At 61.2% G+C, this 18,244-nt stretch carries 23 protein-coding genes; 14 read left to right on the top strand and 9 right to left on the bottom strand.

Annotated features, from left to right (window positions below):
* Positions 1-52: 52 nt before the first annotated feature.
* The 3 genes from gyrA (at position 53) to SPHINGO391_RS10030 (ending at position 4,235) form a co-directional block, all read left to right on the top strand.
* On the top strand, positions 53-2,866 hold the full coding sequence (gyrA, locus tag SPHINGO391_RS10020) for a DNA gyrase subunit A (RefSeq protein ID WP_152008697.1): 2,814 nt from the start codon (positions 53-55) through the stop codon (positions 2,864-2,866).
* Between the two features lie 198 nt (positions 2,867-3,064).
* Complete coding sequence (locus SPHINGO391_RS10025; protein WP_152008698.1) at positions 3,065-3,778, top strand: YafY family protein; 714 nt, start codon at positions 3,065-3,067, stop codon at positions 3,776-3,778.
* 85 nt (positions 3,779-3,863) lie between these two features.
* Positions 3,864-4,235, top strand: a complete 372-nt coding sequence (locus SPHINGO391_RS10030) for a VOC family protein (RefSeq protein ID WP_152008699.1) — start codon at positions 3,864-3,866, stop codon at positions 4,233-4,235.
* Between the two features lie 89 nt (positions 4,236-4,324).
* Here the strand turns inward: SPHINGO391_RS10030 and SPHINGO391_RS25345 are convergent, their stop codons facing one another.
* Both SPHINGO391_RS25345 and SPHINGO391_RS10035 read right to left on the bottom strand, forming a co-directional pair.
* The gene (locus SPHINGO391_RS25345; RefSeq protein ID WP_267661544.1) at positions 4,325-4,450 is read right to left on the bottom strand and encodes a hypothetical protein; all 126 of its coding nucleotides are present in this window, start codon (positions 4,448-4,450) and stop codon (positions 4,325-4,327) included.
* A gap of 118 nt (positions 4,451-4,568) precedes the next feature.
* On the bottom strand, positions 4,569-5,480 hold the full coding sequence (locus SPHINGO391_RS10035) for a transglutaminase family protein (RefSeq protein WP_152008700.1): 912 nt from the start codon (positions 5,478-5,480) through the stop codon (positions 4,569-4,571).
* A gap of 376 nt (positions 5,481-5,856) precedes the next feature.
* On the opposite strand from SPHINGO391_RS10035, the gene SPHINGO391_RS10040 reads away from it, so the two are divergent.
* The 8 genes from SPHINGO391_RS10040 (at position 5,857) to tgt (ending at position 10,801) form a co-directional block, all read left to right on the top strand.
* Complete coding sequence (locus SPHINGO391_RS10040) at positions 5,857-6,069, top strand: hypothetical protein (protein WP_152008701.1); 213 nt, start codon at positions 5,857-5,859, stop codon at positions 6,067-6,069.
* A gap of 113 nt (positions 6,070-6,182) precedes the next feature.
* Entirely contained in the window at positions 6,183-6,323 is a 141-nt protein-coding gene (locus SPHINGO391_RS10045; protein WP_193217252.1) for a hypothetical protein, read from the top strand.
* Positions 6,324-6,357: 34 nt separating this feature from the next.
* Complete coding sequence (locus SPHINGO391_RS10050) at positions 6,358-6,618, top strand: DUF1488 domain-containing protein (RefSeq protein WP_152008702.1); 261 nt, start codon at positions 6,358-6,360, stop codon at positions 6,616-6,618.
* Between the two features lie 113 nt (positions 6,619-6,731).
* The gene (gene coaD / locus SPHINGO391_RS10055; RefSeq protein ID WP_152008703.1) at positions 6,732-7,226 is read left to right on the top strand and encodes a pantetheine-phosphate adenylyltransferase; all 495 of its coding nucleotides are present in this window, start codon (positions 6,732-6,734) and stop codon (positions 7,224-7,226) included.
* Between the two features lie 177 nt (positions 7,227-7,403).
* Positions 7,404-7,967, top strand: a complete 564-nt coding sequence (locus SPHINGO391_RS10060) for a peptidylprolyl isomerase (protein ID WP_152008704.1) — start codon at positions 7,404-7,406, stop codon at positions 7,965-7,967.
* A gap of 36 nt (positions 7,968-8,003) precedes the next feature.
* Positions 8,004-8,519, top strand: a complete 516-nt coding sequence (locus tag SPHINGO391_RS10065) for a peptidylprolyl isomerase (RefSeq protein WP_152008705.1) — start codon at positions 8,004-8,006, stop codon at positions 8,517-8,519.
* 72 nt (positions 8,520-8,591) lie between these two features.
* Positions 8,592-9,668 carry a tRNA preQ1(34) S-adenosylmethionine ribosyltransferase-isomerase QueA gene (queA, locus tag SPHINGO391_RS10070; RefSeq protein ID WP_152008706.1) on the top strand — a complete coding sequence of 359 codons (1,077 nt, stop codon included), beginning with the start codon at positions 8,592-8,594 and terminating at the stop codon, positions 9,666-9,668.
* Positions 9,665-10,801, top strand: a complete 1,137-nt coding sequence (gene tgt, locus SPHINGO391_RS10075) for a tRNA guanosine(34) transglycosylase Tgt (RefSeq protein ID WP_152008707.1) — start codon at positions 9,665-9,667, stop codon at positions 10,799-10,801. Before queA ends, tgt begins: the two co-directional genes overlap by 4 nt.
* 8 nt (positions 10,802-10,809) lie before the next feature.
* Here the strand turns inward: tgt and SPHINGO391_RS10080 are convergent, their stop codons facing one another.
* Positions 10,810-11,142 (bottom strand): hypothetical protein, encoded by a 333-nt coding sequence (locus SPHINGO391_RS10080; protein WP_152008708.1) that lies wholly within the window; start codon positions 11,140-11,142, stop codon positions 10,810-10,812.
* Between the two features lie 271 nt (positions 11,143-11,413).
* Here SPHINGO391_RS10080 and SPHINGO391_RS10085 point away from each other — a divergent pair, with 271 nt between their 5' ends.
* Positions 11,414-11,671: a hypothetical protein gene (locus SPHINGO391_RS10085; protein ID WP_152008709.1), complete on the top strand. Its 258-nt coding sequence runs from the start codon at positions 11,414-11,416 to the stop codon at positions 11,669-11,671.
* Positions 11,672-11,718: 47 nt separating this feature from the next.
* Positions 11,719-11,910 carry a hypothetical protein gene (locus SPHINGO391_RS10090; RefSeq protein ID WP_152008710.1) on the top strand — a complete coding sequence of 64 codons (192 nt, stop codon included), beginning with the start codon at positions 11,719-11,721 and terminating at the stop codon, positions 11,908-11,910.
* Between the two features lie 78 nt (positions 11,911-11,988).
* Here the strand turns inward: SPHINGO391_RS10090 and greA are convergent, their stop codons facing one another.
* From greA to SPHINGO391_RS10120, 6 genes are all read right to left on the bottom strand, one after another.
* Positions 11,989-12,471, bottom strand: a complete 483-nt coding sequence (gene greA, locus SPHINGO391_RS10095) for a transcription elongation factor GreA (RefSeq protein WP_152008711.1) — start codon at positions 12,469-12,471, stop codon at positions 11,989-11,991.
* A gap of 183 nt (positions 12,472-12,654) precedes the next feature.
* Positions 12,655-13,089 (bottom strand): DUF4864 domain-containing protein, encoded by a 435-nt coding sequence (locus tag SPHINGO391_RS10100; RefSeq protein ID WP_152008712.1) that lies wholly within the window; start codon positions 13,087-13,089, stop codon positions 12,655-12,657.
* 169 nt (positions 13,090-13,258) lie between these two features.
* Positions 13,259-14,296, bottom strand: coding sequence for a zinc-binding dehydrogenase (locus SPHINGO391_RS10105; RefSeq protein ID WP_152008713.1), 1,038 nt, complete (start codon positions 14,294-14,296; stop codon positions 13,259-13,261).
* Between the two features lie 23 nt (positions 14,297-14,319).
* Positions 14,320-15,285: an NADPH:quinone oxidoreductase family protein gene (locus SPHINGO391_RS10110; protein WP_152008714.1), complete on the bottom strand. Its 966-nt coding sequence runs from the start codon at positions 15,283-15,285 to the stop codon at positions 14,320-14,322.
* A 6-nt stretch (positions 15,286-15,291) separates the two neighbouring features.
* On the bottom strand, positions 15,292-16,536 hold the full coding sequence (locus SPHINGO391_RS10115) for an acyl-CoA dehydrogenase family protein (protein ID WP_152008715.1): 1,245 nt from the start codon (positions 16,534-16,536) through the stop codon (positions 15,292-15,294).
* Between the two features lie 24 nt (positions 16,537-16,560).
* Complete coding sequence (locus SPHINGO391_RS10120; protein ID WP_193217253.1) at positions 16,561-17,220, bottom strand: TetR/AcrR family transcriptional regulator; 660 nt, start codon at positions 17,218-17,220, stop codon at positions 16,561-16,563.
* 190 nt (positions 17,221-17,410) lie between these two features.
* On the opposite strand from SPHINGO391_RS10120, the gene SPHINGO391_RS10125 reads away from it, so the two are divergent.
* Positions 17,411-18,244, top strand: a complete 834-nt coding sequence (locus SPHINGO391_RS10125; RefSeq protein WP_152008717.1) for an SDR family oxidoreductase — start codon at positions 17,411-17,413, stop codon at positions 18,242-18,244.

The raw sequence follows: 18,244 nt of genomic DNA on the forward strand, positions 1-18,244 counted from the left end.
TGGCTTTCGGCTATAACGCACAAATGATTCCATCCAATTGTCGTGGACCGCTTTGACAGACCAGAACACACCCGCCGGACCGATAACGCCAGGCATCGAGCCGGTTTCGATCATCGAGGAAATGCAGCGTTCCTATCTCGATTACGCCATGAGCGTGATCGTCAGCCGGGCGTTGCCGGATGTGCGCGACGGCCTCAAGCCCGTACACCGCCGGATCCTCTATGCCATGCATGAGGGCGGTTACCACTGGAACCGCAAATATGTGAAATCGTCGCGCATCGTCGGTGACGTGATGGGTAAATATCACCCGCACGGCGACCAGTCGATCTATGACGCCATGGTGCGCATGGCTCAGCATTGGTCGATGGGGGCGATGCTTGTCGACGGGCAGGGCAATTTCGGCTCGATCGACGGCGATCCCCCGGCGGCGATGCGGTACACGGAATCGCGGCTGGCGAAGCTCTCTCACGAGATGCTGGAAGATATCGACAAGGAAACCGTCGACTTCCAGGAGACCTATGATTCCTCCGGATCCGAACCGAAGGTGGTGCCGGCGCGCTTCCCGAACCTCTTGGTCAACGGCGCCGGCGGCATCGCCGTCGGCATGGCGACCAACATCCCGCCGCACAATCTGATCGAAGTGATCAATGGCTGCATGGCGATCATGGACAACCCGGCGATCGACCTGATCGAGCTGATGCAAATCATCCCGGGCCCGGATTTCCCGACTTCGGGCATCATTCTCGGCCAGGCCGGCATCCGCCAGGCGTTCGAAACCGGCCGCGGCTCGGTGATGATGCGCGGCAAGGTTCACGTCGAGCCGATGCGCAACGACCGCGAAGCGATCATCATTACCGAGGTTCCCTACCAGGTGAACAAGGCGACGATGATCGAGAAGATGGCCGAACTGGTGCGCGACAAGCGCATCGAGGGCATCTCCGACCTGCGTGACGAGTCCGACCGCCAGGGCTACCGCGTCGTCATCGAGCTCAAGCGCGATGCGGTTGCCGACGTGATCATCAACCAGCTCTACCGCTATACGCCGCTGCAGACCTCGTTCGGGGTCAATATGGTGGCGCTTAACGGCGGCAAGCCGGAACTGATGACGCTCATCGACATGCTCAAGGCGTTCGTCTCGTTCCGCGAGGACGTGATCACGCGGCGGACCAAGTACCTGCTGCGCAAGGCGCGCGAGCGGGCCCACGTGCTGGTTGGCCTCGCCATCGCGGTTGCCAATATCGACGAAGTCATTGCATTGATCCGCAATGCGCCCGATCCTGCGACCGCGCGCGAGCAATTGATGACCCGGCGCTGGCCGGCGATGGATGTCGAGGCGCTGATCCGGCTGATCGACGATCCGCGTCACCGCATCAATGATGACGGCACCTACAATCTTTCGGAAGAACAGGCGCGCGCCATCCTGGAACTGCGGCTTGCCCGCCTGACCGCGCTTGGCCGTGATGAAATCGGTGACGAACTCAACAAGATCGGCGAGGAGATCAAGGATTTCCTCGAGATCCTTGGTTCACGGGTTCGCGTCCAGGAGATCGTCAAGGCTGAACTGATCGCCGTGCGCGATGAATTCGGCGTGCCGCGGCGCACCGTGATCGCCGAGGGTGGTCCGGACATGGACGATGAGGACCTGATTGCACGCGAGGACATGGTGGTGACCGTGTCTCATGCGGGCTACATCAAGCGGGTGCCGCTTGCCACCTACCGTGCGCAGCGCCGCGGCGGCAAGGGCCGCTCGGGCATGTCGACACGGGACGAGGATTTCGTCACGCGCCTGTTCGTCGCCAATACCCATACGCCGGTGCTGTTCTTCTCCTCGCGCGGCATCGTCTACAAGGAGAAGGTCTGGCGCCTGCCGATCGGCACGCCGACCTCGAAGGGCAAGGCGCTGATCAACATGCTGCCGCTGGAAAAGGGCGAGCGGATCACCTCGATCATGCCGCTGCCCGAGGACGAGGACAGCTGGGCCAATCTCGACGTGATGTTCGCCACCACGCGCGGCACCGTTAGGCGCAACAAGCTTTCCGACTTCGTTCAGGTCAATAGAAACGGCAAGATCGCGATGAAGCTCGACGACGAGGGTGACGCCATCCTCAATGTCGAGACCTGCAACGAGTTCGACGACGTGCTGCTGACCACGGCGCTGGGACAGTGCATCCGCTTCCGCGTCGATGATGTGCGCGTCTTTGCCGGCCGCAACTCGATCGGTGTTCGCGGCATGAATCTCGGGGCGGACGATCACCTGATCTCGATGACCATCGTGCATCATGTCGATGCCGATGCCGCCGAGCGCGCCGCCTATCTCAAGCGCGCCATGGCCGAACGCCGGGCCGCAACCGGTGAAGAGGTCGAGGATGTCGGACTGGTGGGCGAGGAGGCCGGCGAGATCGGCGAACTCTCCAATGACCGCTACGAGGAACTCAAAGCCCGCGAGCAGTTCATCCTGACGGTCTCGGAAAAGGGATACGGCAAGCGGTCGTCGAGCTATGAGTTCCGCATCTCGGGTCGTGGCGGCAAGGGCATTCGCGCAACCGATACCTCCAAGACCGGAGAGATCGGCCCGTTGATCGCCGCCTTCCCGGTGGAAGACGGCGACCAGATCATGATGGTTTCCAATGGCGGCCAGGTGATCAGGGTTCCGGTCGGCGGCATCCGCATGGCCGGTCGCGCCACCAAGGGCGTGACCATCTTCTCGACCGCCAAGGACGAGCGCGTGGTCTCGGTCGACCGGATCAGCGAACCCGAGGCAGAGGACGAACTGGACGAAGTCGTCGACGCGGCAACGGCGGTTCTCGGGATCGACCCGGATTCCGATGCCGGCGAACCGGGAGCCGACGAGGCTCCGCAGGACTGACGGCGTATCAACGAGAGAGACTGCAGGAGGCCGGGATGAATGTCCCGGCCTTTTTTGTGAGGGCAACTGGTTCGACAGCCAGTTGGACATTGGCTCGTCTCGTTTGGTGTCGGTTCATTTTGTGCTAGGGCAGTTGCACAGCTCGACCCATGCAGTCCTGGCCGGGCCCGTGTGTCCCGCACCAGATGGAGCCTCAATGTGTCCCGCGCCGCGCGCCTTCTTGAATTGTTGCAAGCTTTCCGGCGTTACAAGCGCCCGGTCAGTGGAGCCGCACTGGCGGACGAGCTCGGCGTTTCGCTCAGAACCATCTACCGCGATATCGAGACCCTGAAGGCGCAAGGGGCGGCGATCGACGGGGAGGCGGGTGTGGGTTTCGTGCTCAAGCCTGGTTTCATGCTGCCGCCGTTGATGTTCTCCGAAGATGAGATCGAAGCGCTGGTGCTCGGGTCGCGCTGGGTGGCGGAACGGACCGACCAGCCGCTCGGCCAGGCGGCGCGCAATGCGCTGGTCAAAATCGCGGCTGTGCTGCCGCCCGATCTCAAAGCCGGGCTTGATGAGTCCACATTGATGGTGGGGCCTGGTGCGCCTCTTGCCGCCGGGGAAAGCGAATTGCCGGTGATACGTGACGCGATCCGGCGGCAACGCAAGCTGACAATCTCCTATGCCGATGTGAACGGGAACTGCACCGACAGGGTGATCTGGCCGATTGCGCTGGCATTCTTTGATCAGGCCCGCGTCATCGTTGCGTGGTGCGAACTGCGCAATGATTTCCGGCATTTTCGGGCCGACCGGATCCTTGGCCTGAAGGTCGAGGCAATCGGCTACCCGCAGCGGCGCGCGGTTCTGATGAAGCAATGGCAGGAGAAGGTTGGGTTGCATCTGCGCAAACGGCGCGATGGGAGCGATGTTTAATGCTGACAAATAGTGACAGCACAGATTTGTAGTCTCCGTTCATGACCACACGGTCATGGATCTCAAAAAATGACGGAGAGACAAGATGCTGAATTTCGATTTCGTGCTTTTGCATGTGGCCGACCCGCTGGTGAGCGCCGACTTCTATTCCGGACTGCTCGGCAAGCCTGTGGTGGAATCCAGTCCCGGTTTTGCCATGTTGCCGCTCAACGACAAGGTCATGCTCGGGCTGTGGCTGGCTTCCGATGCTGCGCCCGGTGGTGGTGGCAGACCGGGCGCCAGCGAGATTTCCTTTGATGTTGCCGATGGCGCCGCGCTCAGTGAGATCCACGCTGACTGGACCGGAAAGGGGCTGCCGATCCTGATCGAGCCCGTTGAAATGCCATTCGGCCATACTTTCGTCGCGGCAGATCCGGATGGCCACAGAATCAGGGTCGTCGCCGGCGTGAAATCCTGACCAGTACACCCGGGTTCAGTAAAAAGCCCGGCTCACGGTTGGTATCGCGAGCCGGGCCGGAAGAGGCCGGAGGTGGGAGCCGCAGAAGTCTAGTGATTTCGGGGCCAGACCGGATCGGCGGTCTTGCCGGGGATTTCCTGGCGCAGGGCGCCAAGAACCAGGCCGCTGAAAAGTGCGACGATCATCAGGGCAAGCAAGGCGAGCGCTACAGTCATCACGGTTGTCCTTTCGTCACATCAAACTCTGATGCAGACACCATGACAAAATGTGAATGAACCCAAGCTGAATGGAAACATGACTAATGATTGGTGAGGCGCGTGGCCTTCTGGAACCTCAGAAAAGATGAACCGCGCCGGGCATCGCCAGGCCGAAGTCGGGCCCGCCAGAACGTGGCGGCGGCAGTGTTTCCATCATCGACAGGATGTCGTTGTCGCTTGTGCCGTCATTTATCTGGGTGGTCCAGACACGGAACGACGCCAGTTCATAGCCGCCAAAAGAGGTGATCATCGCCACGTCGGAGGCGTCGCTACCACGGACCATCAGGATCCTGCCGATGCGGGGCACATTGTATCTTGCGTCCACAGTGTGCCACTCGCCACCGAGATAGACCTCGAACCACGCGCAAAAGTCGTCAAATCCGGTATCGGGAACGCCGATATCGCCAAGGTAACCACTGGCATAACGTGCCGGGATGTTCATCGCCCGGCAAAGGCTGACGCCGAGATGTGCAAAATCGCGGCAGACGCCGGACTTCTCCTCCAGAACGTCGCGCGCGGTCTTGTCGGGCCGGCCGAACTTGTAGCCAAAGGTGACGTGGTTGTGCACGAAGGTCGAGATGGCCTGTACCCGCGGCCAGCCTTCCCGCGTGGCGCCGAAAGTGGCCCAGGCAAAATTGCTCAGGCTGTCTGAATCGCAATAGCGGCTTGCGGTGAGGAAGGTCAGCGTGTCATCGGGAAGGTCCTCAATCCGGTGCTGGATGGCGTAGTCCGGCTGATTGTCGGGCTCGCCGACAATTTCGGTTGCGCAATCGGACCAGAATGTTGTTCTGCCCTGGTCGGCAACAGCGCGCGAGATGCGATTGCCGTAGCGGTCCACGTAAGAGCGGATGGGCGTGACGCCGGTGGAACGCACATAATCCTGCCCGATCAGGCGACCCTGGAATTCCGTGTGGGTTGAGAGCGCCAACAGCATCGGGACCGGTGCGGGACAGTCGACAATGATTTCAAACCCGAACCTGATCAGCATCTGGACACCTCATGTTGTGAACCGATGAAACGCCCGCCGCTCCACTTGGTTCCAAAGCCGGTTTCGGGTATTCGAAGCCGGCCGGGCGCCAGACAAGGCGCAATCCAGTATGGCACGGTGCGATGCGATTGGCCCGGTTCTTTTCGCTGCTGCAAAATATCACCCCACGGTCGGCCGCGTCCGGGGCCGGTATCGAGTTTCGCCTTTGAGAAACCGCAATAGAGGCGTATGAGTGGGGAGTAATACCTCAAGCGTCGCGTGGTATCGCCCGGAACGGGCCTAAAGCCTCATCGCTTGCATCTTGTCTTTGAATTGGAAATTGCCGCTCGGTGCGCAGCAGCGCTGCGCCGGGTGCAGACAGTATTGGATAATCACAATGGCCAAGAACATATTCACCAAGGGGCAGCGGGTCACGCTTCAATCACGCGTTGGGCTCTCGCCGCGCACACCGATGGATTTCACCGTGCTGATGCGGTTGCCAGACAATCAGGGCAAGGCGCAGTACCGGATTCGCAATGAAGAGCATGGGCACGAGCGCGTAGAACAAGGCAGCAACCTTGAACTCATGGCTTCGGTTAGCAGTCACTGACGCCATTCGTGCTCGCCGGGTTTGCCGGCGACGGCGAGGGGACACCATATTGCGTTGCATCGCTGGACCAGGCCAATCCCGGCCATCCTGCGGCAGCGCGGAACAGGACAGTCATGGCCAAGGGTCAGATGAGATCGAGCAAGGAAATCCGCAAACCGAAGAAGGACAAGGCGGTCGCAAAATCCGCCACAGTGCCCGGTTCGGCAGTCAAGCAGCTGGAAACCAACCCTTTCCAGAAGAAAGCCAAGAAATGAGGAGCGCGCGATCCGGGCGGTGCGGTGGCGCGCAATGATCGGATTTCCCAATTCGATGCGCAGTTTTGACGAGGACGCCGGGACAATCCGCTTTTCCGGTTATGACGGCGTCATGGAGATCCGGTTTCTTCTCGAAGCGCCGGCACTTGAAAGACTGGCAGGGCTGACCCGTTCACCGGACACTGCCTATCTCGATGCGTTTGACCGGTACCGGAAGCAGATCGAAACCGCCGCAATCCGTTCCTACGGTAAGAAGCGTGCCTCGCTTGTACGCCTGTCGTTCGCGGACTTCTGACGGAACGGCAAGGTTTTTCCAGAAGATTCCATGCTGATCAGTGCGATCAGAGCGATCATGGCTTGATGCGTTCCGGCCGCCATGACAAAAGGCCTCGCAAAGAGGGTTTTGTCATGCGGACAGCATTTTATCCCGGATCATTCGATCCCATGACCAATGGCCATATTCATGTGCTCGAGCAGTCGCTGGCCTTGTGCGACCGGCTGGTGGTTGGCATCGGCGTGCATCCCGGAAAGACCCCGATGTTTTCCTTCGATGAACGAGCCGCGATGATCGCAGAGGCGCTGAAGACGGATTTTCCGGCACGGGCCGCTGACGTCGAGGTCGTGTCCTTTCAGGGGCTTGTTGTCGAGGCCGCAAAGCAGGCAGGCGCCACCGTGCTTGTCCGGGGTTTGCGCGACGGTACCGATCTCGACTACGAAATGCAGATGGCCGGCATGAACCGGGCGATGGCGCCGGGGATCACGACGGTGTTTGCTCCGGCCTATCCCGAATCCCGCCACATCACCGCCACGCTTGTCCGGCAGATCGCCAAGATGGGCGGGGATGTCACGCCGTTTGTTCCGATGGTCGTGCAAAAAGCGCTTGCGGCTCGGCATTCGGGTTGAACGGCAGCATTCCTGCATCATATCAGGGTGCTGCGGCAGGTTTTGCGGGTCCAGTCGGACGTGCGGCGCTTGAGCAGCCAGTTTCGCCGCGGCGTTGCCAATCCCGCGGCGGTATGTCAAACGATTGCCGCCGGGTGCATGAACCGCCACCCGGCTGCCGCTTTACCGGGAGCTCCCATGCGTTCTTCACGTCTTCTTATTGCCGCGACCCTGGCCCTTGGCCTGGTCTCAACCTCCATCGCAGCAGCTGCTGAGAAACTGACAATCACGCTAGCCAGCGGTGACGTGGTCATCGAACTCGCCGATGACGTGGCGCCGCAGCACGCCGCGCGTCTGAAGGCTCTGGCCGATGCCGGTGAATATGACAACGTCGCCTTCCACCGTGTGATCGATGGTTTCATGGCCCAGACCGGCGATGTCGAATTCGGTGACATGCAAGACGGGTTTGTGCCCAACCGGGCCGGGATGGGTGGGTCGTCGCAGCCGGATCTCAACGCCGAGTTCTCAGACACGCCGTTCGAGCGCGGGACGGTCGGCATGGCCCGTTCGCAGAGCCCGAACTCCGCCAACTCGCAATTCTTCATCATGTTTGCGCCGGCGCCGCATCTGAACGGCGAATACACGGTTGTGGGCAAGGTGATCGAGGGCATGGAACTGGTTGATCAGATCAAGCGCGGCGCACCCGGCTCCGGCGCGGTCCAGGATCCCGACCGCATGATCAAGGTCCGCTCAGGCGGCTGAAATCAAACGATATTCATTCAACACAGGAGAGACCTCATGGCGGAGATCAAGGATCCCGAAAACACACTCATCTTGGAAACCACGCAAGGCCAGGTGACCATCGAACTGCTGCCCGATCTGGCGCCGGGACATGTTGCCCGCATCAAGGAACTGGCCCGCGAGGGCGCCTATGATGGTGTCGTGTTCCACCGGGTGATCGAAGGCTTCATGGCGCAGACCGGCGACGTCAAGTTCGGCAAGAGCGACGGCAAGTCGTTCGATCCGCGCCGCGCCGGCATGGGTGGTTCGGACAAGCCGGACCTGAAGGCCGAATTCTCCAACATGAACCATTCCCGCGGCACCTGCTCGATGGCACGCGCGCAGGATCCGAATTCGGCCAACTCGCAGTTCTTCATCTGCTTTGATGATGCTGGCTTCCTCAACCGCCAGTACACGGTCTGGGGCCAGGTCACGTCCGGCATGGACAATGTCGACAAGATCAAGCGCGGCGAGCCGGTTGTCGATCCCGACAAGATCGTTTCGATGAAGGTCGCGGCAGACGCCAAGGCATAAGCAACATCATTCACGCGGGATTGGCCGGACCGATGTCCGCCGATTCCGCGTGTTGATTCTCGGGATACGCCGGTGCGGGTAGACCTTTTCGATTTCGACCTTCCTGACGAAAGCATTGCGTTGAGGCCTGCGAACCCGCGCGACAGCGCACGGCTGTTGTGTGTCGGAAAGGGTGGTGGGCTTGACGACAGGATCGTCCGCGATCTGGCCGACCTGCTCGAACCGGGCGACGCGCTGGTGTTCAACGATACCCGCGTCATACCTGCGCAACTTGAGGGTTTTCGGTTTCGCGAGGAAAACCAGGTTCGGGTTTCGGCGACGCTGCATATGCGGTCGGGTCCTGATCGGTGGAAGGCTTTCGTCCGTCCGGGCAAGCGGATCAAACCGGGCGACAGGCTTTGCTTTGGCGGAGATGGTCAGACCTGTCTCCAAGGGGTGCTCGATGCGACCGCCGGCGAGCGCGGCGAGGGGGGCGAGATCGAGCTGATCTTCGATCTTTCCGGCCCGGCACTGGATGAAGCCGTGATGGCGACCGGCCACATTCCGTTGCCGCCCTATATAGCGTCCAAACGCGGCGAGGATGACCGGGACCGCAAGGACTACCAGACAATTTACGCCCGTGAGGATGGTGCGGTTGCCGCGCCAACCGCCGGGCTGCATTTCACACCGGATCTGTTCGACAGGCTGGATGCGCGCGGCATTGAGCGTCACTTCGTCACCCTGCATGTCGGCGCCGGCACCTTCCTTCCGGTCAAGGCGGACGACACCACCGAGCACAAGATGCATTCCGAAATCGGTCATGTCAGTGCCGAGACGGCCGATGCACTCAATGCGGTGCACGCACGCGGAGGACGGATCGTCTCGGTGGGCACCACCTCGCTCAGGCTGCTGGAAAGCGCTGCGAATGAGGACGGCACGATAAAGGCCTGGTCGGGCCCGACCGACATCTTCATCACGCCCGGCTATGCCTTTAGTGCCGTGGACGTGTTGATGACAAACTTCCACCTGCCGCGTTCGACGCTGTTCATGCTGGTGTCTGCATTCTCGGGACTTGAGACCATGCGGAATGCCTATCGTCATGCCATCGACACCGGTTACCGGTTCTATTCCTACGGCGATTCGAGCCTGTTGTTCCGGAGCGATCTGTGACCACCGACATTTTCCAGTTCAAGCTTCTCGCCACCGACGGCAAGGCCAGGCGCGGCGAAATCTCGATGCCGCGCGGTACGATCCGGACGCCTGCCTTCATGCCGGTCGGCACCGGCGGCACCGTCAAGGCGATGTATATGGACCAGGTGCGCGATCTTGGTGCCGACATCATACTGGGCAACACCTATCACTTGATGCTCAGGCCCGGCGCCGAACGGATGGCGCGGCTCGGCGGGCTGCACAATTTCGCCCGCTGGGAGCGCCCGATCCTGACCGATTCCGGCGGTTTTCAGGTGATGTCGCTCTCGGCCCTGCGCAAGATCAGCGAGCAGGGTGTCACCTTCCAGTCGCATATCGACGGCTCGCGCCACGAGATGAGCCCGGAGCGTTCAATCGAGATCCAGGGACTGCTCGGATCCGACATTCAGATGCAACTGGATGAATGCGTGCGGCTGCCCGCCAGCGAGACCGAGATCGCGCGCGCCATGGAAATGTCGCTGCGCTGGGCCGAGCGCTGCCGCGTGGCCTTTGGCGATCAGCCCGGCAAGGCGATGTTCGGGATCGTTCAGGGCGGAGACATTCCGAAGCTGCGCGAACGTTCTGCGCAGGGCCTCTCCGGACTTGATCTGAAGGGCTATGCGGTGGGTGGCCTCGCTGTCGGCGAACCGCAGGATGTCATGCTCGACATGCTCGACGTCACCTGTCCGCTGCTTCCGGCGGCGAAACCGCGGTATCTCATGGGCGTCGGTACACCCGACGATATGCTCAAGTCGGTCGGCCGCGGCATAGACATGTTCGACTGCGTGATGCCGACCCGTGCCGGCCGCCACGGGCTGGCGTTCACCCGCCACGGCAAGATCAACCTCAAGAATGCGCGCCACGCCGAGGATCACCGGCCGCTGGACGAGGAAAGTTCATGCCCCGCCGCGCGCGACTATTCCCGTGCCTACCTGCACCACTTGGTCCGCTCAAACGAAATTCTCGGCATGATGCTGATCACCTGGAACAATCTGAGCTATTATCAGGACTTGATGGCCGGCATCCGCGCCTCGATCGAAGCGCAGAAGTTCGAGGCGTTCTCTGCCGAGACTCAGGAGCGCTGGGCAAGCGGCGATATCGCGCCGCTCGGCTAGAGAGGATTTCAGGCCGCGTCGAGCGTCTGTTCGCAATGTGAAGGACCGCCGTTTGTGCCGGGCCGGTCTGACAGAGCCCTGATCCTCCTGATCTGATAGTCCTTGCCGACCGAGAGTTCGACAAGGCAGGACTTGCCCCGCGAAAAGCCGCCGCGCCAGATGTAGGTGGATGTACCGCCAGCCCCGGCCGTATCGGACACCGGAGGCCCGTAGGCGGCGAAGAAAGCACCGGCCGACTTGCCGTTCCAGCGTGCTTCAAGCGGGTTTGACGCCACCCCGGCGGTTGTGCAGGCTGAAAGGGCAGCGGCGGAGACTGCCAGGAGTGCAAGCCGGAATCGCATGGTCGACATATCCTTGAACGCGGGTGAACCTTTGTGCGGCCGGATCGTCCGCCGCGCTCTCTCATAGCGGATTCGCTGCCCGGGGAAAATCGTTTGTCGGGGCGGGTGATGCGACAAAAGTTGCGGCAGATGGGCCCACCCGGGCGCGACGGGATCGGCCGGTGCCGTCATGGCAACCGATCTCGCCCTCGCTTGACCGGAAAATTCTTCGGGCGCACTATCAAGTGGGGAGATCGGGATCTCCGCACTGCATCAGATCGAGGACAAAGCTATGAATGTTGTGAAAGTGGCTATCGTTATCGCTGCAGCCGCCACATTGGCCGCCTGCACGACAACCGAGAAAACCGCGAGCGGAGCGGGCATCGGCGCAGCCGTCGGCGCGATTGCCTCAAACAGTGTGGGTGGAGCCGTTGCCGGCGCTCTCATTGGCGGGTTCGGTACCTACCTGTTCGAAACGGCTGACGGCAAATGCCAGTACCGCAATTCCAGAGGCAAGATTTACACCACGCGCTGCCACTGGCGGCGATAGCAGGATGTGAGCTTGCTGGGCTTGGTCATGAACACGGCAACTGCCTGATGAAGAAGCTGGCGATCGGTCTGGCGCTCGTCAGCCTTGCCGGAATGGTTTTTGGCTGGTGGGGGCTGGAGACGGTCTCCGGGCGAAGTCATTTTGACGAGATGGCCGGAATCATCCCGTTGGTAACCGGCGCTGGCGCGTTCATATTGCTGCTGATTGCCTGCGTGCTCTACTATTCCGCCCGGCGGTAGGGCTTTGACAGAGCCGGAAGACTGCGTGTGGCCGAAGGGACCGGTTGAAAAGCCTTTTCCTCGGTTCCGAGGGTCTCGTTAGGCAATGGCGATGATCTCGAGTTCCTGGTCGCCCAGTTCCACCACATCGCCCACCGACTTGCCCATCAACGCGCGGGCAACGGGTGAAGCAAACGATATGGTGCCGGTCTTTGGATCGGCCTCGTCCTCGCCGACAATACGGTAGGTCTGCGGCGGCCGGTCGTCGCGTGAATAGGTTATGGTTGAGCCAAAGGCGACAGTCTCGCGGGAAGACGGATCGGGCATGATCTGTGCTGTGCGAACGCGTTCGGCGAAGTAGCGCGCATCGCGCACCGGAACTGCCTGCTGCCTGCGGCGTTCGTTGACGTCGTCGATGGCGGCGGTGGCATCATAGGCTGAGCGGGCTTTCTCCAGTTCGGCTTCGAGCTGCTTCAGTCCATTCAACGTTACCAGGTTGGGATGATCCGAGACCGGCCGATCCGGGAGTTGGGTTTCTGCCGCGGTTTCGGAACTCTCTTCCTTGGTGAAGGCCACACTCACGGCAATTCTCCATTCTGCTTTTAGCTGATGCACATACCGCCAGAGCAGCATTGAGATCGATCATAGGGTGATGCAGAGCCAACTGGCAATCCGGCTGGCCTATGGTCCAACGTTGCAGAAGCTGTCCGGTTCCGGTCGGTTTAGGAGCGTCACGTGTCCTTTCTTCTCCAGCAGGGGAATGGATCAGGTCTGTGGGGCTGCGGCCCTGATCATCTGGACGCCGTTGATCTTGAAGCTGCCGTCTGGCTGCCTCTCGAGCGAATAGAGGGCAGTCCAGTCTTGTCCGTCGGGCCCCTGGATGATGACCTCCTGAACCATGCCCGATCCGTCCTGTGCGCCCTTGTACCGGCCGAAAGCGAAGTTGCCGGGACGGTAAACAGGCTGGTAGCCGCGCTTGACCATATCGAAGAAGCGGTTCTGATCCGGATACATCCGCTTGATCGAAGGCGCGGCAAAGGAATAGGCCGCCGCCATGTCATCATTGAGAAAGGCATTGATCTGGCTTTCGATGACAGACCGTGCCGTTGCCGCATCATCGGATCGAGCGGGCGTCAGCGAGAGTACCAGGGCAGCGAGTGATGCCGTCAGAAATGCAATGAACTGGACGTTTCTTGTCATGACCGTACCTCCATGGTGTTGAAGATAGGACGGAGAACGGAATTGGAAAGTTTCACGTTTTTTCGGCAAACGGTGGCAGTTCATCCGGTTCATGAGGAGTCGCCGAATGATGAATCATAACATTAGGATAGGATGAATTCCTAATGTTATGATTTAGGCCTCTGTCGCATCATGGCACGATCATCACCTTGCCATCGCCAAGTTTCAGGGCGTCGGGTAGGTCGCGGATCGCATCAGTGAGCCTGACTGTCGCCACCACTTCGGTGCTCCAGGCGCCCGAGATGAAGCGGTTCTGGACGGCGCGCAGCGTCTTGAGCTTTGTCAGAATGGAAGCCTGCCGGAACCAGTTCATCAGCCAGTAGCCCTCGATCTTCTTGTTCATGAAAATGAACTGGCCCGCCTCCCTGAGTGTCGGCATTTCGGTTTCGAGCTTGCCGTAGATGATCCAGCGCGCGCGAGCGGGCATGGCGGTGAACAGGTCGGCAGAAACCTGGCCGGCGACTGCGTCGAGCAGGATGCGGGGTTTTTCGGATTTGCAAAGAGCTGCGAATTTGGCAGCAAAGTCAGGGTCCGACTGCAGCAGCACATGTTTCGCGCCGAGCTCCCTGAGGTGCGCCGCCTGGCTTTCCTTGCGGATGACGGCGATCATCGCGTAGCCGTTGTCCCGCGCCAGTCCGGCCATCAGTTTGCCGAGCTGCGAGAAGGCAGCGGTGAAAACGAAGCTCCTCGAGCCCGACGCCTTGACGATGTCGAACATGGTCCAGGCGGTCACCGGATTGACCACGTGGCCCGCGGCATCCTCGTCGCGCATCGCCGGCTTGACCACAACGCACATGGCGGCCTGCACGATGATGTACTCGGCCCAGGCGCCGGATCCGTTGACGCCGCCGACAAAGGCAACCCGCTTGCCCTTGAGATAGGTGGCGTAAAGACCGGAGCCAGCGACGACGTCGCCGACACCCTCGAACCCTGCAGCCGCGCCCTTGATCCGCGGTTGGCCGTACTCGCCCTTGATGAAATAGAGGTCGGACGGATTTACCGATGCCATGCGCACCCGGATCAAGACCTCGCCCGGACCCGGCTTCGGAACCGGCAGCGAGCCATATTCAAGGTATGGTTCAAGGGTTTCGATCGCCGCGCCCTCACGGGTTGGCGCGAAACCGTGGCCCTTGAGGATCAGGGCATTCATGCTGGCGGGCAGGGTCATTTTTCAGTCCTTTGGGGCAGTCCTCATGGAACAAGGATTGTCTTGCCGATACCGCCACGGTCGAGAATGCGTTTGAGCGCGGTCCCCGCCTCGGACAGCGGTTGGCTTTCATCGATGTGCGGCTTGATGCGGCCTTCCGCGTGCCAGGCGAATAGTTCCCGGTTGTTGGCAGCGTAGACCTCTGGTTCCTTTGCAACGAAGGCGCCCCAGAACACGCCGACCAGCGAATACTCCTTGAGCAGCACGAGATTGACCGGGAGCTTGGGAATTTCGCCCGAAGCAAAACCGATGACCAGGAGCCGGCCATTGCGGGCCATGGCCCGCGCGGCGACGTCGAAGGCTGCGCCGCCGACCGGATCGAAGGCAACGTCGACACCACCCGGGGCTTCCTGCTTGAGCGCATCGCGCAATCCCTCATAGGGCAGGGCAAGTTCGGCGCCCGTCTCGATGCAGGCCTTCTGTTTCTCGGAGGTGGAGGCCACGGCGATGACGCGGGCACCCATGGCCTTGCCGATGGAAATGGCGGCCAGGCCCGTGGACCCCGCACCGCCAAGCACCAGCAGGGTCTCGCCCGGCTGCAGATTTGCCCGCTGCTTGAGCGCGTGATGCGAGGTTCCCCAGGCGCACATCAGCGCACAGGCGTCGGCAAAGGGCATGGTTTCGGGAAGCGGGAAGACCCGGTTTGACGAGGCAAGGACCTTCTCGGCGTAAGCCCCATTGTTGAGCATCACCACGACTCGGTCGCCGGGTTTGACGTGGCTCACATTGCCGCCAATCGCCTCGACGATCCCGGCCGCTTCCATGCCCGGAACAAACGGCGTTTCGGGCTTCATCTGGTAAAGCCCCTGGACCAGCAGGCCGTCGGGATAGTTGACGCCGATGGCTTCGGCCCGAACCACGACCTCATCGGGGCCGGGCTCGGGATCGGGCAGTTCGCGGAATTCCAGGTTGGAGAGCGGACCGTATTCGGGACAGACAATCGCCTTCATGACAGATCACACCTTTTCCTGCGTGTAGCGCTTGAGTTCGGTGCGCGCCACCTGGCGCCGGTGCACGGCGTCGGGACCATCGGCGAGCCTCAGCGTGCGCAGGTGGGTCCAGCTGCGGGCCAGCGGCGTGTCCTGGGAAATGCCCTGGGCGCCGAACATCTGAACCGCCTCGTCAGTGACCTTGAGCGCCACGCGCGGCGCCACCACCTTGATCTGGCTGATCCACGGGGCGGCTGCGACGGGGTTGCCCTGATCCATCATCCAGGCGGCCTTCAGGCACAGAAGCCGGGCCTGTTCGATCTCCATGCGGCATTCGGCGATGATGTCGTAATTGGCGCCGAGCTGGGCCAGCTTCTTGCCAAAGGCCTCGCGCTCGAGCGAGCGCTTGCACATCAGTTCCAGCGCCATTTCGGCCTGACCGATCGCCCGCATGCAGTGATGGATGCGGCCCGGCCCGAGACGGCCCTGGGCGATCTCGAATCCCTTGCCTTCGCCAACCAGCAGATTGCCTGCGGGCACCCGGACATCGGTGAACTTGAGATGGAAATGGCCGTGTGGCGCGTCATCCTGGCCATAGACCTGCATCGGCCGCAGCTTCTCGATGCCCGCAGTGTCGGCAGGAACCAGGATCATCGAGTGGCGGGCGTGCTTCGGCGTGTCCTCGCCACCTGTGCGGACCATGACGATGTAGATCTTGCAGCGCGGATCGCCCACGCCAGAGGCCCACCATTTCTCGCCATTGAGCACATAGTCGTCGCCGTCGCGGACGCAGGCCATGGAGACATTGGTGGCGTCGGACGACGCAACATTGGGTTCGGTCATCAGGTAGGCGGAGCGGATTTCGCCATTGAGCAGCGGCTCGAGCCACTGCTTCTTGTGTTCGGGCGTGCTGTAGCGGTCGAACACTTCCATGTTTCCGGTGTCCGGCGCCGAGCAGTTGAAGGTTTCGGCACCGATATGCGCCTTACCCATTTCCTCGGCGAGATAGGCGTATTCAACCGTCGTCAGACCTCTCTCGGATTGGCTGCGCCACAGGTTCCACAGGCCGCGTTCCTTGGCCTTGGCCTTGAGGCCTTCGAGGATTTCGGTCTGGCGCGGGGTGTAGCTCCAGCGGTCGCCCAATGCGCCGACTTCGGCGAGGAATTCCTCGTCAAGCGGCATGATCTCGTTGCGGACCATGTTGCGGACGGCTTCGAGAATGGGTTGAAGATGCTTGGTAACGCCAAGATCCATCGGCTTTGCTTCGGTCATGGAAATCCTCCTCCAGATGTTCGTTCAGGGCGTCTTGCCCGTGTAGCCAAGAAGCCGGATGGCGTAGAGCACGCACTCGTCCGCGACGGCTTCGATTTCCTTCTGGCCCTGGCCCTTTCGTGGCGTGAACCAGACAATGGGTCCGTTGATGCACATGAAGACCGAATTGAGAGCGATCTTGATGTTGCCGAATTCGATGTCACCGGCAGCCATGGCATCTTCCAGCACCTTGCTGAAATGCTCAGAATAGGTGTCGCGCAGTTGCGCCAGCTGGCGCAGTTCGGCGTGCTCGTTGGCGGGCATGGTCCCGTGCCTGAGCATGTCAACGCCCTGGCCGACGACGTTCTGGAAAGCCTTGGTGCGGATCACGCACATGACATGCGCCCTGAGCACGGCCTTCAGCCGCTCGATGGGCGGCATGTCGCGTTCGAGGATAGGTTCGATGGCCTGAAAGTTCATCAACATGCCGGTGCGGTAGACATCAAGGAACAGTTCTGCCTTCGAGGCATAGTGGTGGTAGATACGTCCCTTGGTGGACGCAATCCTGGCCGCGACCTCGTCGAGACTGGTGGCAGAATATCCGCGCGCCTCGAAACAGAGGGCGGCGCCCTCCATGATTTCCATGCGGGAAAGGTCGGTGTCGCTCTGACGCCGGTATTTGGTCGATCGCGTCGCGGTCGCCATCCCTGGATCTGCCTCCATCCCGTCCTGCGGCATTCGTGCCGTGTGTTGCAAAGATAATTTTCAAACCGTCTTGCAGTTGGCGGCGACTTGAACATACTATCGAGTATGTTGTCAATCGACGAGACAACGCTATCGTCAGAACGTGATGCGGCGCTGGTAAGGCCGTTCATCGCACGGGGAGAGAGAAGACATGAGTGATGCGAGCGACAGCTATCTTGGCGATCTTTTCGGAGTGAAGGGCAAAACGGCCCTGGTCACGGGTGGTGCGACCGGTATCGGACGCATGATCGCCACAGGTCTGGTTCAGGCCGGCGCTCGCGTGATGATCGCATCGCGCAAGGGGGAGGATTGCGTGCGTGTGGCTGAAGAGATCAATGCGCTGGGCGCGGCAGGTTCGGCCGAGGGATTTGCCGGAGACGTCGGCACGGCCGAAGGTGTTGCCGACCTGGTCGAGGCCGTGAAGGTACGGACTGACCGTCTCCACATACTCGTCAACAATGCGGGCGTGTCCTGGGGTGCGGCTTATGAAGAGTTTTCCCACGCCGCATGGGCCAAGGTGATGTCGGTGAATGTGGCGGGGCTTTTCACTCTGACGCGGGACCTGACACCACTTTTGGTCGAGGCGGCGAGTGATGCCGATCCGGCGCGGATCATCAATCTGGGCTCGGTGATGGGAACCCAGCCGGCCGCCGACGGGGCCTATTCCTATTCGGCCTCAAAGGCTGCGGTTCACCACCTGACCAGGATCCTCGCCGAAGAACTTGCCGGACGGCGCATTACTGTCAATGCGTTCGCCCCCGGACCGTTTCAAAGCAGAATGACAGCCTTCGCCACCGCCAGGGAAGAACAGGTCGAACGGGTCAGCGCCGGTGTTCCGCTTGGGCGCATTGGCGGCCCCGACGATGTGGCCGGCGCCACGCTCTATCTGTGCAGCCGGGCAGGGGCCTATATCACCGGCGCGATCCTGCCGATTGACGGCGGGCTGTCGGTGCAACACGATATCCGCCTTTTCAAGGATGCGTGA

This window comes from Hoeflea sp. EC-HK425, assembly GCF_902498795.1.
GTDB classification, from domain to species: Bacteria; Pseudomonadota; Alphaproteobacteria; order Rhizobiales; family Rhizobiaceae; genus Hoeflea; species Hoeflea alexandrii.

Excerpts from the sequence above, each read along its gene's own strand:
- SPHINGO391_RS10030 (WP_152008699.1), top strand. The coding sequence starts at position 3,864 with ATGCTGAATTTCGATTTCGTGCTTTTGCATGTGGCCGACCCGCTGGTG.
- SPHINGO391_RS25345 (WP_267661544.1), bottom strand. The coding sequence starts at position 4,450 with ATGACTGTAGCGCTCGCCTTGCTTGCCCTGATGATCGTCGCACTTTTC.
- SPHINGO391_RS10035 (WP_152008700.1), bottom strand. The coding sequence starts at position 5,480 with ATGCTGATCAGGTTCGGGTTTGAAATCATTGTCGACTGTCCCGCACCG.
- SPHINGO391_RS10040 (WP_152008701.1), top strand. The coding sequence starts at position 5,857 with ATGGCCAAGAACATATTCACCAAGGGGCAGCGGGTCACGCTTCAATCA.
- SPHINGO391_RS10045 (WP_193217252.1), top strand. The coding sequence starts at position 6,183 with ATGGCCAAGGGTCAGATGAGATCGAGCAAGGAAATCCGCAAACCGAAG.
- SPHINGO391_RS10050 (WP_152008702.1), top strand. The coding sequence starts at position 6,358 with ATGATCGGATTTCCCAATTCGATGCGCAGTTTTGACGAGGACGCCGGG.
- coaD (WP_152008703.1), top strand. The coding sequence starts at position 6,732 with ATGCGGACAGCATTTTATCCCGGATCATTCGATCCCATGACCAATGGC.
- SPHINGO391_RS10060 (WP_152008704.1), top strand. The coding sequence starts at position 7,404 with ATGCGTTCTTCACGTCTTCTTATTGCCGCGACCCTGGCCCTTGGCCTG.
- SPHINGO391_RS10065 (WP_152008705.1), top strand. The coding sequence starts at position 8,004 with ATGGCGGAGATCAAGGATCCCGAAAACACACTCATCTTGGAAACCACG.
- SPHINGO391_RS10080 (WP_152008708.1), bottom strand. The coding sequence starts at position 11,142 with ATGCGATTCCGGCTTGCACTCCTGGCAGTCTCCGCCGCTGCCCTTTCA.
- SPHINGO391_RS10085 (WP_152008709.1), top strand. The coding sequence starts at position 11,414 with ATGAATGTTGTGAAAGTGGCTATCGTTATCGCTGCAGCCGCCACATTG.
- SPHINGO391_RS10090 (WP_152008710.1), top strand. The coding sequence starts at position 11,719 with ATGAAGAAGCTGGCGATCGGTCTGGCGCTCGTCAGCCTTGCCGGAATG.
- SPHINGO391_RS10100 (WP_152008712.1), bottom strand. The coding sequence starts at position 13,089 with ATGACAAGAAACGTCCAGTTCATTGCATTTCTGACGGCATCACTCGCT.
- SPHINGO391_RS10105 (WP_152008713.1), bottom strand. The coding sequence starts at position 14,296 with ATGACCCTGCCCGCCAGCATGAATGCCCTGATCCTCAAGGGCCACGGT.
- SPHINGO391_RS10110 (WP_152008714.1), bottom strand. The coding sequence starts at position 15,285 with ATGAAGGCGATTGTCTGTCCCGAATACGGTCCGCTCTCCAACCTGGAA.
- SPHINGO391_RS10115 (WP_152008715.1), bottom strand. The coding sequence starts at position 16,536 with ATGACCGAAGCAAAGCCGATGGATCTTGGCGTTACCAAGCATCTTCAA.
- SPHINGO391_RS10120 (WP_193217253.1), bottom strand. The coding sequence starts at position 17,220 with ATGGCGACCGCGACGCGATCGACCAAATACCGGCGTCAGAGCGACACC.
- SPHINGO391_RS10125 (WP_152008717.1), top strand. The coding sequence starts at position 17,411 with ATGAGTGATGCGAGCGACAGCTATCTTGGCGATCTTTTCGGAGTGAAG.